This window comes from Serratia sp. PL17, assembly GCF_017832355.1.
Lineage (GTDB): Bacteria > Pseudomonadota > Gammaproteobacteria > Enterobacterales > Enterobacteriaceae > Serratia.
Genome location: NZ_JAFIBY010000005.1, coordinates 187,518 through 201,546 on the forward strand (window position 1 = coordinate 187,518; position 14,029 = coordinate 201,546).

Sequence of the window (14,029 nt, forward strand, 5' to 3'; positions counted from 1 at the left end):
ATCCGGTGGAGCTACCAGTGACGGCTAGGGAGCGCCCGGCGCGGTGGCCGGGCGGCGGGATTAACTGCGTGCGGGTTCCGGTTGCAGGGCATCTTCTGTCGGCGGGGTTGCCGGTCGATTTTGCAAGAGTGTCCAGATAGCAATGGCGCCGAGAATATCGAATACCGACAGCGCTGCAAACAATGGGCTGAACCCCAGAGTGTCTGCCAATGCACCGACCACCAGAGCAAACAGCGTGCTGGCGGTCCAGGCAGCCATGCCGGTCAGGCCATTGGCGGTGGCGACCTCGTTGCGACCAAAGACGTCAGAAGACAGGGTAATCAGTGCCCCGGACAGTGCCTGATGAGCAAAACCGCCGACGCATAACAGCGCGATAGCCGCATAAGGGCTCGTGAACAAACCGATCATGCCGGGGCCAATCATGAGCACCGCACCCAGAGTGACCACCAGTTTGCGCGACACGATCAGGTTCACCTTAAAGTGCTTTTGGAAAAACGGTGGCAGATATCCACCAACGATGCAGCCGAGATCCGCGAACAGCATCGGCATCCAGGCAAACATGGCGATCTCTTTCAGGTTAAAACCGTAGGCTTTGAACATGAATAGCGGGATCCAGGCATTGAACGTACCCCAGGCAGGCTCCGCCAAAAATCGCGGGAGCGCGATGCCCCAGAACTGGCGGTTGCGCACAATCTGCCAGGCAGACATTTTCTTGGCATTATCGGTTTGGTGTTGAGCTTCCTGGCCATTAAGGATGTAATGACGCTCTTCATTGCTGAGTTTCTTCTGATCCTTCGGGTGTTTGTAGAAAATCAGCCAACAGATGGCCCAGATCAGGCTTAGCACACCGGTGATGATAAACGCCATTTCCCAGCTGTGCGCAACGATGGCCCAGACCACTAACGGCGGGGCGAGCATGCCGCCGATCGACGAACCTACGTTAAAATAACCCACAGCAATGGATCGTTCTTTGGCTGGGAACCATTCGCTGCTGGCTTTCAGCCCGGCGGGGATCATCGCTGCTTCCGCCATACCCACGGCGCCGCGTGCCAGCGCTAGCCCACCCCAACTGTTGGCGAGCGCGGTGCCCATGCAAAACAGAGCCCACAGGATAGCGAACATGGCGTATCCCACTTTGGTCCCTAAAACGTCCAGTACGTATCCCGCCACAGGCTGCATCAGGGTATAGCAGGCGGAATAGGCCGCGACGATGTATGAGTACTGCTGCGTAGTGATATGTAAGGTGCCTTCCAGCGTCGGTGCCGCGACGGCAATGGCGTTGCGGGTCAGGTAACCCAGCACGGTGCCGATGGTCACCAAGCCGATCATGTACCAGCGTAACCCTTTAATTTTACGCATCCGAAATGTCTCCCAGTCTTCAATAGGCAGTGCCGAGATGGCAGCAGCGTGTAGGGGGTGATCCCTTTTCGTTGTTCTGCGCCGGCCTGTCCGTCACCGACGTATTCCCGCCGCATGAACGACTGGGTGGCGAGACAATAACTTGTCATACAGATTTAAAAGTTGAGTGATATCACAAAAGCCGTTTTTCAATTGGGCAATACTGTTTGCGGGATAATTATGCGATTTGTGCCGTTTTTTGCCGCAAAAATGCCGGTTAATGGCCTTTTGAAGAGGGCCTAGTCGCTACGCAGAGTGATATTTTGCTGGACGCTCGGTTAAATTGGTGTGATAACTTTGGCGCATTGAACAGAGTCGCAGAACGACAAGCAAGGTGAGGAGCCAGATATGGCGACGTTTTTAAGTGAAGATTTTCTGTTAGATACCGAATTCTCCCGGCGTTTGTATCATGATTATGCTGCGGACCAGCCGATCTTTGACTATCACTGTCATTTACCCCCGGAACAGATTGCCGAGAATACCCGTTTCAATAATTTGTATGAGATCTGGCTAAAAGGCGATCACTACAAATGGCGCGCGATGCGCACTAACGGCGTAGCGGAACGGTTGTGTACCGGGGATGCCAGCGATCGTGAGAAATTCGACGCTTGGGCCGCCACTGTGCCTCACACCATCGGTAACCCGCTATACCACTGGACACACCTGGAGCTGCGCCGCCCGTTCGGTATCACAGGAACGTTACTTTCCCCGACGACGGCGGACGATATCTGGCAGCGCGGTAATGCGTTACTGGCGCAGGATGATTTCAGGGCGCGTGGCATCATGCAGCAAATGAACGTGAAAATGGTCGGCACGACAGATGATCCCATCGACGATCTGCGCCACCACAAAGCCATTGCCGCCGATGGCAGTTTCGATATCAAAGTATTGCCAAGCTGGCGACCGGATAAGGCGTTCAATATTGATGCGCCGGGTTTCAATGATTACCTGCAAAAGTTGGAAGCGGCGGCGGATATCAATATTGGTCGTTTCAGTGCCCTGTGTGACGCATTGAAAAAGCGTATGGATCACTTTGCTGCCCACGGCTGCAAGGTGGCTGACCATGCGCTGGATGTGGTGGTGTATGGCGAAGCGGACGAAGCAACATTAGACGCTATTTTAGCGGCACGTCTGAGTGGCAAACTGCCGACACCGGAGCAAAGCGCCCAGTTTAAAAGCGCAGTGCTGGTGTTCCTGGCTGCTGAATATCAACGCCGTGAATGGGTGCAGCAGTACCATATTGGTGCTTTGCGTAATAATAACAGCCGCATGCTGGCAAGCCGGGGACCGGACATCGGCTTCGACTCGATTAACGATCGGCCGCTGGCGGAGCCGCTTTCACGCTTGCTGGACGCCCAGGCGCGTCAAGGTGGGTTACCGAAAACGATCCTGTACTGCCTCAATCCGCGCGACAACGAGGTGATCGGCACCATGGTCGGTAACTTCCAGGGAGAAGGCACGCCGGGCAAAATGCAGTTTGGTTCCGGTTGGTGGTTCAACGATCAGAAAGACGGTATGCAGCGGCAGATGACACAGTTGGCGCAACTGGGGTTATTGAGCCGTTTTGTCGGCATGCTGACCGACAGCCGCAGTTTCTTGTCTTATACCCGCCATGAATACTTCCGTCGCATCCTGTGCCAGATGATCGGTCGTTGGGTGGAAGAGGGGGAAGCCCCGGCGGACATCACGCTGCTGGGTCAGATGGTGAGAAATATCTGCTTCGACAATGCCAAAAACTATTTTGCCATTGAACTGGCATAGCGGTTGCCCAAGGCGGGATTATGCAAAGCACGGTAAAAATTCATTCACTGGACAATGTCGCGGTGGCACTGCGTGACCTGGCCGCAGGCGAAACGCTGCGTGTAGAGGCTCAGGACATTGTGCTGTCGCAAGCGGTGGTTCGCGGACACAAGTTTGCGCTGAAACCCATAGCGGCCGGTGAGGCGATCACCAAATACGGTTTGCCGATCGGGCATGCATTGGACGCTATCGCACCCGGTGAGCATATCCACTCACAAAATGCCAAAACCAATCTGAGCGATCTGGACAGTTATCAGTACCAACCTGCTTTTCCATCACTGCCCCCGCAGTCAGCAGACCGAAAGGTACATCTTTATCGTCGTAGCAGCGGAGAGGTCGGGATCCGCAACGAGTTGTGGATTGTGCCGACCGTTGGCTGTGTTAACGGTATTGCTCGGCAGATCCAACAGCGTTTTTTAAAGGAAACCCAAAATGCGGCGGGGATCGACGGCGTGCATCTGTTCAGCCACCCGTTTGGCTGTTCGCAACTGGGGCAGGATCACGACAATACCCGAACCATGCTGCAAAATATGGTGCGACACCCAAACGCGGGCGCGGTGTTGGTGATTGGACTCGGGTGTGAAAACAATCAGGTAGATGTTTTCCGCAGTACGCTGGGTGCAATCGATGAATCGCGGGTGCGCTTTATGGTGTGCCAACAACAGGATGACGAGGTGGAAGCGGGCCTCGAGCAGCTACATGCGTTGTATCAGGTGATGCGCGATGATCGCCGGCAGCCAGGTAAACTGAGTGAGTTGAAGTTTGGCCTGGAATGCGGTGGTTCGGACGGTTTATCAGGCATCACCGCCAACCCGTTGCTGGGCCGTTTTTCCGATTACCTGATCGCTAACGGTGGCACAACGGTGCTGACAGAAGTACCAGAGATGTTTGGTGCCGAGCGGATCTTGATGAGCCGGTGCCGCGATCGGGCAACCTTCGAAAAGACCGTCAGCATGGTTAACGATTTTAAACAGTATTTTATCGCTCATAATCAGCCCATTTATGAAAATCCCTCACCGGGCAACAAAGCGGGTGGTATCACCACGCTGGAGGAGAAGTCCCTCGGTTGCACGCAGAAAGCGGGGCAGAGTCAGGTCGTGGATGTACTCAAGTATGGCGAGCGATTGCGGCAACCTGGCTTAAACTTGCTGAGTGCCCCCGGCAATGATGCGGTGGCGACCAGTGCGTTGGCGGGGGCGGGCTGTCACATGGTGTTGTTCAGCACCGGGCGTGGTACGCCCTATGGTGGCTTTGTTCCTACGGTTAAGTTGGCCACTAACAGCGAATTGGCGACGAAGAAGCCCCACTGGATCGACTTTGATGCCGGCAAGTTGATCCACGGGACATCAATGGACAGCCTACTGGAGGAGTTTGTCGATCTCATCGTGGCGATCGCCAATGGTCAGGAGACGTGTAACGAAGTGAATGACTTTCGTGAATTAGCGATTTTTAAAAGCGGGGTGACATTGTAAAGCTGCGGTATCTGCTTTGCTGGCGCCGAAAAAAAGCGCCCGATAACGGGCGCCTTGTACAATCGTATCAGGAATTAACGCACTCTCAGTGGGTCTTCATCCGCCAAACGCTGGTCTTCTGCCTGGCAGGCCGCAGCAGTGAACAGCACGTCGGTAGAGGAGTTCAGTGCCGTTTCGGCGGAGTCTTGCAGTACACCGATAATAAAGCCGACAGCAACGACCTGCATGGCCACATCGTTCGGGATACCGAACATGTTACAGGCCAATGGAATCAGCAGCAGCGAACCGCCGGCCACGCCGGAAGCACCACAGGCACAGACGGCAGCGACAACGCTCAGCAGCAGTGCAGTCGGAATATCAACGGGAATTCCCAGAGTGTGGACCGCAGCCAGCGTGAGCACGGTAATGGTGATTGCCGCACCGGCCATATTGATAGTGGCGCCCAGCGGGATAGAAACTGAGTAGGTGTCTTCGTTCAGATTCAGCTTTTTGCACAGCTCCATATTCACGGGAATATTGGCGGCTGAGCTGCGGGTGAAGAACGCGGTCACGCCACTCTCACGCAGGCAAGCAAAGACCAGCGGATAAGGGTTACGGCGAATTTTCCAGTAAACGATCAGCGGGTTCAGCACCAGCGCTACCAGCAACATACAGCCGATCAGCACCACCAGCAGTTGGGCATAACCCCACAGCGCACCGAAACCGGTGTCCGCCAGCGTCGAGGCCACCAGACCGAAGATGCCGAGCGGTGCGCAACGGATCACCGCGCGCACCACCATGGTTACCGCGTGTGACAGATCGTTAATCAGCGATTTAGTGGTTTCGGAAGCGTGGCGCAGTGCCAGGCCCAGGCCCACGGCCCAAGCCAGAATGCCGATATAGTTGGCGCTAATCAGTGCCTGGAATGGGTTGGCAACCACGCTCAGTAACAGGCCTTTTAGCACTTCAATAATACCGCCCGGCGGGTTGATATCCGCATTACCGGCCACCAGCGCCAGATTGGACGGGAACATAAAGCTGACGACAACCGCCACCAGCGCGGCAGCGAAGGTGCCCAACAGATAAAGGAACAAGATCGGACGGATGTTCGTCTTCTGGCCGTGTTTATGGTTGGCGATTGACGCCATAACCAATACCAGCACCAGCACAGGCGCTACCGCTTTTAATGCCCCGACGAACAGCGCGCCCAGCAGCCCAACGGCTGAAGCCGTTGCCGGTGAGACCAACGCAACAATGATGCCGGCCACCAGGCCGATCATGATTTGTTTAACCAGGCTGCCCTGTACGATCCGTTGTAGTAATTTTTGCATGATGCTTTTCCCGATGATGTTGCGTACAGACTTTGTCACCTCGGCGGGAACGCCACCGGACAACTTTATTTGAATCTGTAACCAAGTGTGTTTGCTTAATCAGTATTCAGTAAACGGATGGGGTTGGAAAGGGTCAGCGGTGAAATTCTGAGGGCGGATCAACTCTTGATAACATTCTGATTACATTTGTGTGATCGCAATAACATTTGGCGTTTGGGATGAATTGCCAAACAATCACGGGGCGACTAGCGCCCCGGATAACAGATTATGGTGCTTTATTATTAGCCAAACGGTCGTTACGGCGGTTAACCCAGGCGTTGATCAGCAGGGTCAGCGTCAGGATACCGGCCACGACACCGAGCGAAACGCCGATCGGGATATGGAAGAAGTCGATAATCAACATTTTGACGCCGATAAACATCAAAATGATCGACAGGCCGTACTTCAGCATCGAGAAACGTTCTGCCACGTTAGCCAGCAGGAAGTACATAGCACGCAGCCCCATGATGGCGAACAGGTTAGAAGTCAGAACGATAAACGGATCCGTAGTGACGGCAAAGATTGCCGGGATGCTGTCGACGGCAAAGATCACGTCACTCAGCTCCACCAGTATCAGTACCAATACCAGCGGTGTCGCAAACAACACGCCGTTGCGGCGCACGAAGAAGCGCTCACCTTCCAGGTTATCGGTCATACGCAGGTGGCTGCGCAGCCACTTCACCAAGGGTTTGTCGCCAATCGCCGAATCGTCTTCCTTCGCCAGCGCCATCTTGATACCGGTGAACAGCAGGAAAGCGCCGAACAAATACAGTAACCACTGGAACTGGGTTACCAGCCAGCTACCGGCAAAAATCATGATAGTACGCAGCACAATCGCGCCCAGTACGCCGAAAATCAATACCCGACGCTGCAGGTTGGCTGGTACGGCAAAGTAGCTGAACAGCATCAGCCAGACGAAGACGTTATCAACCGCCAACGCTTTTTCGATCAGATAACCGGTGAGGAAGGCCAGCGCCTGAGTATCGGCAACAGCGCGCCCTGCGGTCTGGTTCAGGTAGTACCAAAAACCCAGGTTGAACAGCAGAGACAGGCTGACCCACACCAGCGACCAACTGGCGGCCTGCTTTAGCGTCATGGTGTGTGCGCCTTTGCGGCCTTGCAGCAGTAAGTCGATTGCGAGCATCACAACTATGATGGCGGCAAAGCTGCCCCATAACCAAGGTGTGCCAACGGTATTCATCATCAGAGGTATCCTTCAAAAACAAAAACGGCCAACGTCGGAAGACGCTAGCCGCTCTTATGAACGCTGCAAGCAAACCTCGCCTTCCGGCAAGGTCTCACTTACAACGTTGATGAAGGTGCACCGAAAGTGCGCCCTGACATCAGGTTGCCCGGTAACCGGGTGCTTACGCACCGTAATGACGATTGACCGGCAAGATACCCTTCATCTTTCAAGCCGCTGCTGCGTTGTCTTCCCTCTGTCACCCTAGTCACTTACTTAAGTAAGCTCCTGAGGATTCCTTCGGTTGCCGCCTTGCCGCACCTTGAAATCTATTAGGTATAAAAGTTACTCCCCTTTGCAGGGCAGAAAGTAATGCAAAATGTGTCAGTGGTCAACGTTTATTGCGTTACCCGGCCAAGGCTTTTTGCGCACCCAAACTGACGACAAACCCTTGCAACAGCAGCCGGCTGAACGGCGTATCGCTAACCTGCTGTTGCTTAAGCTGATACTCCGCATGTTGTTCTGGGTACAGCTCGCCGAGCCAGCTCAGATACTGGTGCATCACTGCGCCGTTGAACTCTGGGTGGAACTGAGTCGTCAGCACGTTATCGCCATAACTCAGGATCTGATAAGCATCCTGCTGGGAACGTGCCAGCACTACGGCGCCGGCAGGGGGCGTTAATACGCTCTGGGAGTGGATCAGGTTCGCCTTGAAGCGCGGTGGCAACATTGCCATCCGCCGGTCATTGGCGGCGGCGGGCAACAGTTCGATGTCCAGCGTACCGACCTCCATGCCTTGCGGGTGGTAGCCGACTTCGCCGCCGAGCGCGTAGGCCAGCAGTTGGTGGCCATAACAGGCGCCAAAAATAGGCAGCTTAATGAGCATCGCCTGGCGTAGCCACTCGGCAGCCTGCTCGCTCCAGGGTAATTGTTCAGTGACCATGGCCGGTGAACCGGTAATCACCACGCCAGAATAGTTTTGCGGGGGCAAAGGTTGTTCGCCTGCAGGAAGATGCACGATCTGCACACGATCGGCGTCAATGTTTCCCTGTTGCAGGAACATGCCGTCAAAATTGGCTTTCTCCCGGCGAATAATGTCTGGGGCATCGCCGGTTTGCATCAGTAATAATGGCTTCATGTCATTCTCCATCGGCAGGAAACACGACGCCAGTCTGGCGGCGAATTTCGGTCAACAAGTTGGCGATAATCAACGAATTTTCTAACCCAGGGTGCTCTACCTGCCGTTTCTCCACCAAATCGGCGAACACCTGTGCCTCATACAGCATGGTGTTAATGTGCTGTGGCTGGGTCAGATCCTGACGATGTCCCCCGCGGGGCGTTAGCGCTACGCTCTGGCACTCCGAGATTTTCTCAATCACCAACGTGCCATCTTCACCCTGGATCTCACTTGGAATGTCCGAATTGCTGACTTTGGAATGAGAGATGGTCACGTCGAAATCACCGTAGTTGAGGCAAGCTGTGCCGAGAGCATCAACGCCGGTGTCCAGCAAACACGCGCTGGCAATGACCGACTTTGGCGCACCGAACAGCGCCACGGCACTGGCCAAACAGTAATAGCCAATGTCCATGATCGAACCGTTGGAAAACTGCGGATTGAAGGTATTCGGGTTCTCTCCTGCCAGATAGCGCGGATAGCGTGAAGAGTATTGGCAGTAATTGATATAGGCTTTACGCAGGCGACCAATTTTCGGCAGCGCTTGCCGTAACGCCAAGAAATTCGGCAGGTGAGCGCTTTTAAAGGCTTCGAACAGCACCACCTGATTCTCGCGGGCACAGGCCACCAACTTTTCGGCTTCGCGCAGGTTGGATACCAGCGGCTTTTCGCAAATGACGTGCTTTTTATGGCTCAGGAACAGCAGCGCCTGCGAGCAGTGCAGGGCGTTAGGGCTGGCGATGTAAACTGCATCTATCACGTCTGACTGGGCCATTGCCTCAAGGGAATCGAAAAACGCACTGACGTGGTAGTTGGCACCAAACGCCTGGGCCTGTTCTAACTTGCGTGAATAGACAGCGGTCAGCGTGAGTTTGCCACTTTCGTGTGCGGCGTCGATAAAGCGTTCCGTAATCCAGTTGGTGCCAACAACAGCAAAACGAATCATAGATATCTCCAGTTCCCAGACGTTAGAAATCAGAGTATCACAGGGGCTCGTCAGGTATACAGATCGCCAAACACGGAGAGGTGAGTCAGGTACAGCCGGGTATCGAACTCCAATTGATGGTAATTGGGTTCCATATGGCAGCACAGGCTGTAGAAAGCTTTGTTATGGTCCTTCTCTTTCAGGTGTGCCAGCTCATGCACGACGATCATGCGTAGAAACGGCTCCGGTGCCAATTTGAATACCGTCGCCACGCGAATTTCCGCTTTGGCCTTCAGCTTGCCGCCCTGTACGCGAGAAATGGCGGTGTGCATGCCAAGCGCGTGTTTCATCACCTGGATTTTACCGTCATAGGCCACTTTGCTCAGTGGCTGGGCGTTGCGCAGGTATTGGTTTTTCAGATCGACGGTAAACTGATAAAGCGATTTGTCGGTGGTGCAGTCATGCACCTGCGGATAGCGCTGCAACAGCACATCCCCCAACCGTTGTTGGTCGATCAACTGTTGCACCTGGCTTTGCAGATGTTCAGGGTAGCCCTGCAGGTAGGTCAGTTCTATGTTACGCATGGGTAATATTACGCCCCAATATTTCCATGATCGGACGCAGGCGCTCGCGCTGCACATTGGCCTGTCGGGCTTCCCAACGGTCGTGGGCCGCTTGCAGGTTTAGCCAGAAATCGGCGGTGGTTTCGAACAGGTCGGCAAACAGGTTCGCTTCTGCAACGCTAAGGCGGCGATGCCCATTGCATAAGCGATTGACCGTCGCACGGGTGATTCCCAAGACCCTTGCAAGATCTTCTTGGCCAATACCCAGTGGTGTTAAATACTCTTCTTGCAGCACTTCCCCGACCGTGGTGGGTTTTCGGCTTGAGGTCTCTAACATATGTTCTCCGTTGCCTAGGTATCTTGGTGCGGGTCCAGGTAAATTTGCTCAGCAGCATCATGGCGCCATTGAAACATTAAACGCCATTGAATATTCACCCGCATACTAGACCAGCCTTGAAAGGGGCCGGACAGACGTTTGTAATAATTGCCGGTCGGATTATATAAATCACATTCTTTTTGCGCGGCAGCCAGCATATCGAGTTTTCTAGCCAGTTGGCGCTCAATGGTTGAGGGGATCAAACGATCGCGCCGACCCTCCCTATAAAATTGCGCCAGGTATCCGTCTCGGAAAGATGAAATCATTTCCTTCCCCATTCCATTGGGTGAATGAGTGTAACATTTAAAGTTACATCACGTCAGGTTGAAAATTGTTCAACTCAGAATAAGCGGAATGAATGCTATAGCTTAAAGAAGCGAAAATCGGGATTGGTTTTACGCGATGCGAGGGAATGCGCAATTTATCCGAAAAAACATTTTACTGCCGGACGTTTTTAGGGGATAAACAGCCCAAATTTTATCAGTCAGGAGGGGCAATGAGCCAACTCGATCTGGGAACACAGCAACTTGAGCTGGAACGTTATCCCCAACAGGAAGAATCCACCCAATTACAGGCGTGGGAAGCGGCGGACGAATATCTGCTGCAACAGCTTGAAAATGTGAACATCGACGGTCGTCCGGTGCTGATTTTCAACGACAACTTTGGCACTTTGGCCTGTGCGTTGCACCGTCATCAGCCATACAGCATCAGCGATTCGTACATGAGCCAGTTGGCAACGCGCCATAACCTGAAGCTCAACGAACTGGATCCAGAGCAGGTTACGCTGTTGGACAGCCTTGCCGAACTGCCGGCATCACCGGCGGTGGTATTGATCCGTATTCCTAAGGCACTGGCCTTGCTGGAACAGCAACTGCGTGCGCTGCGCAATGTGGTGGCGCCGGACACGGTGATTATCGCTGGCGCCAAGGCACGTGACGTACACACCTCGACCATGCAGCTGTTTGAAAAGGTGCTTGGTCCGACGCGTACTAGCCTGGCCTGGAAGAAAGCACGGTTAATCTTCTGTGAAGTTGCAGACATCGTGCCACCAGCCGCGCCGGAAACCACCAATTGGGTGCTGGACGGTACGGATTGGATCATTCACAACCACGCTAACGTGTTCTCACGTAGCAACCTGGATATTGGTGCACGTTTGTTCCTGGATCATCTGCCGCATGACCTTGAAGGCCATATCATCGATCTCGGCTGTGGTAACGGCATCATCGGCATGGCTGCCTTGATGCAGAACCCGCAAGCACAGGTGACCTTTGCTGATGAGTCCTATATGGCGGTGGCTTCCAGTGAGCGGAACGTGGAGCATAACCTGCCGCAGGATATGGATCGTTGTCAGTTTGAAGTGAACAACTCGCTGGCGGGGATTGAACGTGAAAGTGTGCGTGCGGTGCTGTGTAATCCACCGTTCCACCAGCAGCATGCGATCACCGATCACACGGCCTGGCAGATGTTCTGTGACGCCAAGCGGTGCCTGCAGGTGGGCGGCGAACTGCGCATTGTCGGTAATCGCCATCTGGATTATTACCAGAAGCTGAAACGCTTGTTCGGTAATTGCACCTTGATAGCCTCAAACAAGAAGTTCGTGATCTTGAAAGCGGTGAAATCTGGCGCACGTTACTGAGTCGATCAAGGGGCGCAGTGAATGCGCCCCTTATTGTCACTACAGTGCCATCGCCAGCCGCGTGCCCTGATCGATAGCGCGGCGCGCATCCAGCTCGGCGGCAACATCCGCTCCGCCAATCAAATGCACCCTTTTCCCCATTTCCAACAGCGGTTGCTGCAACTCGCGACGTGGCTCTTGCCCGGCGCAGATAATCACCGTGTCTACCGGCAAGCAGCTTTCCTGCTCGGCGCGCAAGATATGCAGCCCTTCATCATCAATACGCTGATAATTCACACTGTTGAGCATTTTTACACCGCGCATCGCCAGGCTGGTGCGGTGGATCCAGCCCGTTGTTTTCCCCAAGCCTTCACCGACTTTGCTGGTCTTGCGTTGCAGCAGATAAATTTGTCGGGCCGCGTGCGCGGCGATCGGCCCCTGTGCTGCTAGCCCGCCGCGTTGGCTAAGCTGACCGTCGATGCCCCATTCACGATTAAACTCAGCCTGATCGAGGCTGCTCGACACGCCGTGCTGGCTGAGGTACTCGGCGGTATCAAAGCCGATACCGCCGGCACCGATAATCGCGACCCGTTGGCCGACCGGTTTTTTGTCGCGCAGCACGTCCAGATAGGTCAGTACTTTGGCGCTATCGATGCCGGGGATGTCCGGGGTACGCGGTATTATGCCGCAGGCGAGGATCACTTCGTCAAATTCTGCCAGATCGGCTGCCGTCACCCAGGTACCCAGTTTCAGCGTCACCTCAAGCAGCGTCAGTTGGCGGCGGAAGTAGCGCAGGGTTTCATGGAATTCCTCTTTGCCAGGAATTTGCTTGGCGATATTGAATTGACCGCCAATCTGATCGGCAGCGTCGAATAACGTCACCCGGTGGCCACGGCTGGCAGCCGTGGTGGCAAATGCCAGCCCGGCAGGCCCTGCGCCGATGACCGCCAGTTTTTTTGGTTTCTCTGTCGGGAGTAACGGCATCTCGGTTTCGCGGCAGGCGCGCGGATTAACCAGGCAAGAGGTGAGCTTGCCCTCAAAAATCTGGTCGAGACAAGCCTGATTGCAGCCAATACAGGTGTTGATCTCGTCGGCACGCCCCTCTGCGGCTTTTTGTACAAAGGCAGCGTCCGCCAGGAACGGGCGGGCCATCGATACCATGTCTGCACAGCCGTCCGCCAATACCTGTTCTGCTACCGCAGGATCGTTGATGCGGTTGGTGGTGATCAGTGGGATGCGTACTTTCCCCATCAGCTTACGGGTCACCCAACTGAAACCTGCGCGTGGCACCATGGTGGCGATGGTTGGAATACGCGCCTCATGCCAGCCAATACCGGTGTTGATAATGGTCGCGCCTGCCTGTTCAACCGCCAGCGCCAACTGCTCTATCTCCTGCCAGCTGGAACCGTCTTCCACCAGATCGAGCATCGAGAGACGGTAAATCAGAATGAAGTCGTTGCCGACCGCCTGGCGTACCGCGCGGACGATCTCCACGGCGAAACGCATACGGTTGCTGAAACTGCCGCCCCATTGGTCATCGCGTTGATTGGTGCGCGACACCAGAAATTGATTGATCAGATAACCTTCAGAACCCATGACTTCAACGCCGTCGTAACCGGCCTGTTGTGCCAGCGCGGCACATTGGGCGAAGTCGGCGATAGTCTGCACGATCTCCGCTTCGCTGAGCGCTGTCGGGGCGAAGGGATTTATCGGCGCTTGCAATGCGGAAGGGGCTACTGGCTGTGGTTGGTAGCTGTAGCGACCGGCATGCAAGATCTGTAGCGCAATTTTGCCACCGGCCTGATGGACGGCATCGGTAACGATGCGATGGTGATCGACTTGCTGCGGGTGGCTGAGGGTGGAACCACCGCGGTACACCACGCCTTTTTCATTGGGGGCAATACCGCCAGTGACGATCAGCGCTACGCCAGCCGCCGCACGTTCGGCATAGAAGGCCGCCATGCGCTCAGGGCCATTAGGCAGTTCTTCCAGGCCGGTGTGCATTGATCCCATCAGCACCCGGTTTTTCAGGGTCGTGAAGCCGAGATCCAGCGGTGCCAGCAGATGCGGGTAGTTGCTCATTGCAGTCTCCATCGTTCATCCCCTGCCTCTTTCAAACGGGTTACCGCTTGCAAATGATTGGGTATGATTAGTTGTTATTATTATGTTGCGAC

Annotated in this window: 12 protein-coding genes; 3 read left to right on the forward strand and 9 right to left on the reverse strand. The window is 54.7% G+C overall.

Annotated features, from left to right (window positions below; genetic code table 11):
• Positions 1 to 60: 60 nt before the first annotated feature.
• Positions 61 to 1,359, reverse strand: a complete 1,299-nt coding sequence (locus tag JOE25_RS17245) for an MFS transporter (RefSeq protein WP_209637201.1) — start codon at positions 1,357 to 1,359, stop codon at positions 61 to 63.
• Between the two features lie 387 nt (positions 1,360 to 1,746).
• Between JOE25_RS17245 and uxaC the strand changes: the two genes are divergently transcribed.
• The gene (gene uxaC / locus JOE25_RS17250; RefSeq protein ID WP_209637202.1) at positions 1,747 to 3,159 is read left to right on the forward strand and encodes a glucuronate isomerase; all 1,413 of its coding nucleotides are present in this window, start codon (positions 1,747 to 1,749) and stop codon (positions 3,157 to 3,159) included.
• A 20-nt stretch (positions 3,160 to 3,179) separates the two neighbouring features.
• A complete protein-coding gene (locus JOE25_RS17255; RefSeq protein WP_209637204.1) occupies positions 3,180 to 4,670 on the forward strand; it encodes an altronate dehydratase family protein in 1,491 nt (496 codons plus the stop codon).
• Positions 4,671 to 4,744: 74 nt separating this feature from the next.
• Here JOE25_RS17255 and sstT read toward each other — a convergent pair whose 3' ends face one another.
• The 7 genes from sstT to JOE25_RS17290 form a co-directional block, all read right to left on the reverse strand.
• Positions 4,745 to 5,980, reverse strand: coding sequence for a serine/threonine transporter SstT (sstT, locus tag JOE25_RS17260; RefSeq protein ID WP_209637206.1), 1,236 nt, complete (start codon positions 5,978 to 5,980; stop codon positions 4,745 to 4,747).
• Positions 5,981 to 6,245: 265 nt separating this feature from the next.
• On the reverse strand, positions 6,246 to 7,223 hold the full coding sequence (locus JOE25_RS17265; RefSeq protein WP_280921279.1) for a TerC family protein: 978 nt from the start codon (positions 7,221 to 7,223) through the stop codon (positions 6,246 to 6,248).
• Positions 7,224 to 7,608: 385 nt separating this feature from the next.
• Positions 7,609 to 8,340, reverse strand: coding sequence for a glutamine amidotransferase (locus tag JOE25_RS17270; RefSeq protein ID WP_209637209.1), 732 nt, complete (start codon positions 8,338 to 8,340; stop codon positions 7,609 to 7,611).
• A gap of 1 nt (position 8,341) precedes the next feature.
• Positions 8,342 to 9,322: a Gfo/Idh/MocA family oxidoreductase gene (locus JOE25_RS17275; protein ID WP_209637211.1), complete on the reverse strand. Its 981-nt coding sequence runs from the start codon at positions 9,320 to 9,322 to the stop codon at positions 8,342 to 8,344.
• A 50-nt stretch (positions 9,323 to 9,372) separates the two neighbouring features.
• Positions 9,373 to 9,885, reverse strand: coding sequence for a M48 family metallopeptidase (locus tag JOE25_RS17280; protein ID WP_209637213.1), 513 nt, complete (start codon positions 9,883 to 9,885; stop codon positions 9,373 to 9,375).
• Positions 9,878 to 10,201, reverse strand: a complete 324-nt coding sequence (locus JOE25_RS17285) for a HigA family addiction module antitoxin (protein ID WP_209637215.1) — start codon at positions 10,199 to 10,201, stop codon at positions 9,878 to 9,880. The genes JOE25_RS17280 and JOE25_RS17285 overlap by 8 nt, the downstream gene beginning before the upstream one ends.
• A gap of 14 nt (positions 10,202 to 10,215) precedes the next feature.
• On the reverse strand, positions 10,216 to 10,506 hold the full coding sequence (locus JOE25_RS17290) for a type II toxin-antitoxin system RelE/ParE family toxin (protein ID WP_209637217.1): 291 nt from the start codon (positions 10,504 to 10,506) through the stop codon (positions 10,216 to 10,218).
• 230 nt (positions 10,507 to 10,736) lie between these two features.
• On the opposite strand from JOE25_RS17290, the gene rlmG reads away from it, so the two are divergent.
• Positions 10,737 to 11,876: a 23S rRNA (guanine(1835)-N(2))-methyltransferase RlmG gene (gene rlmG, locus JOE25_RS17295; RefSeq protein WP_209637219.1), complete on the forward strand. Its 1,140-nt coding sequence runs from the start codon at positions 10,737 to 10,739 to the stop codon at positions 11,874 to 11,876.
• A gap of 39 nt (positions 11,877 to 11,915) precedes the next feature.
• On the opposite strand, the gene JOE25_RS17300 is transcribed toward rlmG, so the two are convergent.
• Positions 11,916 to 13,937 carry an NADPH-dependent 2,4-dienoyl-CoA reductase gene (locus JOE25_RS17300; RefSeq protein ID WP_209637221.1) on the reverse strand — a complete coding sequence of 674 codons (2,022 nt, stop codon included), beginning with the start codon at positions 13,935 to 13,937 and terminating at the stop codon, positions 11,916 to 11,918.
• Positions 13,938 to 14,029 lie beyond the last annotated feature (92 nt).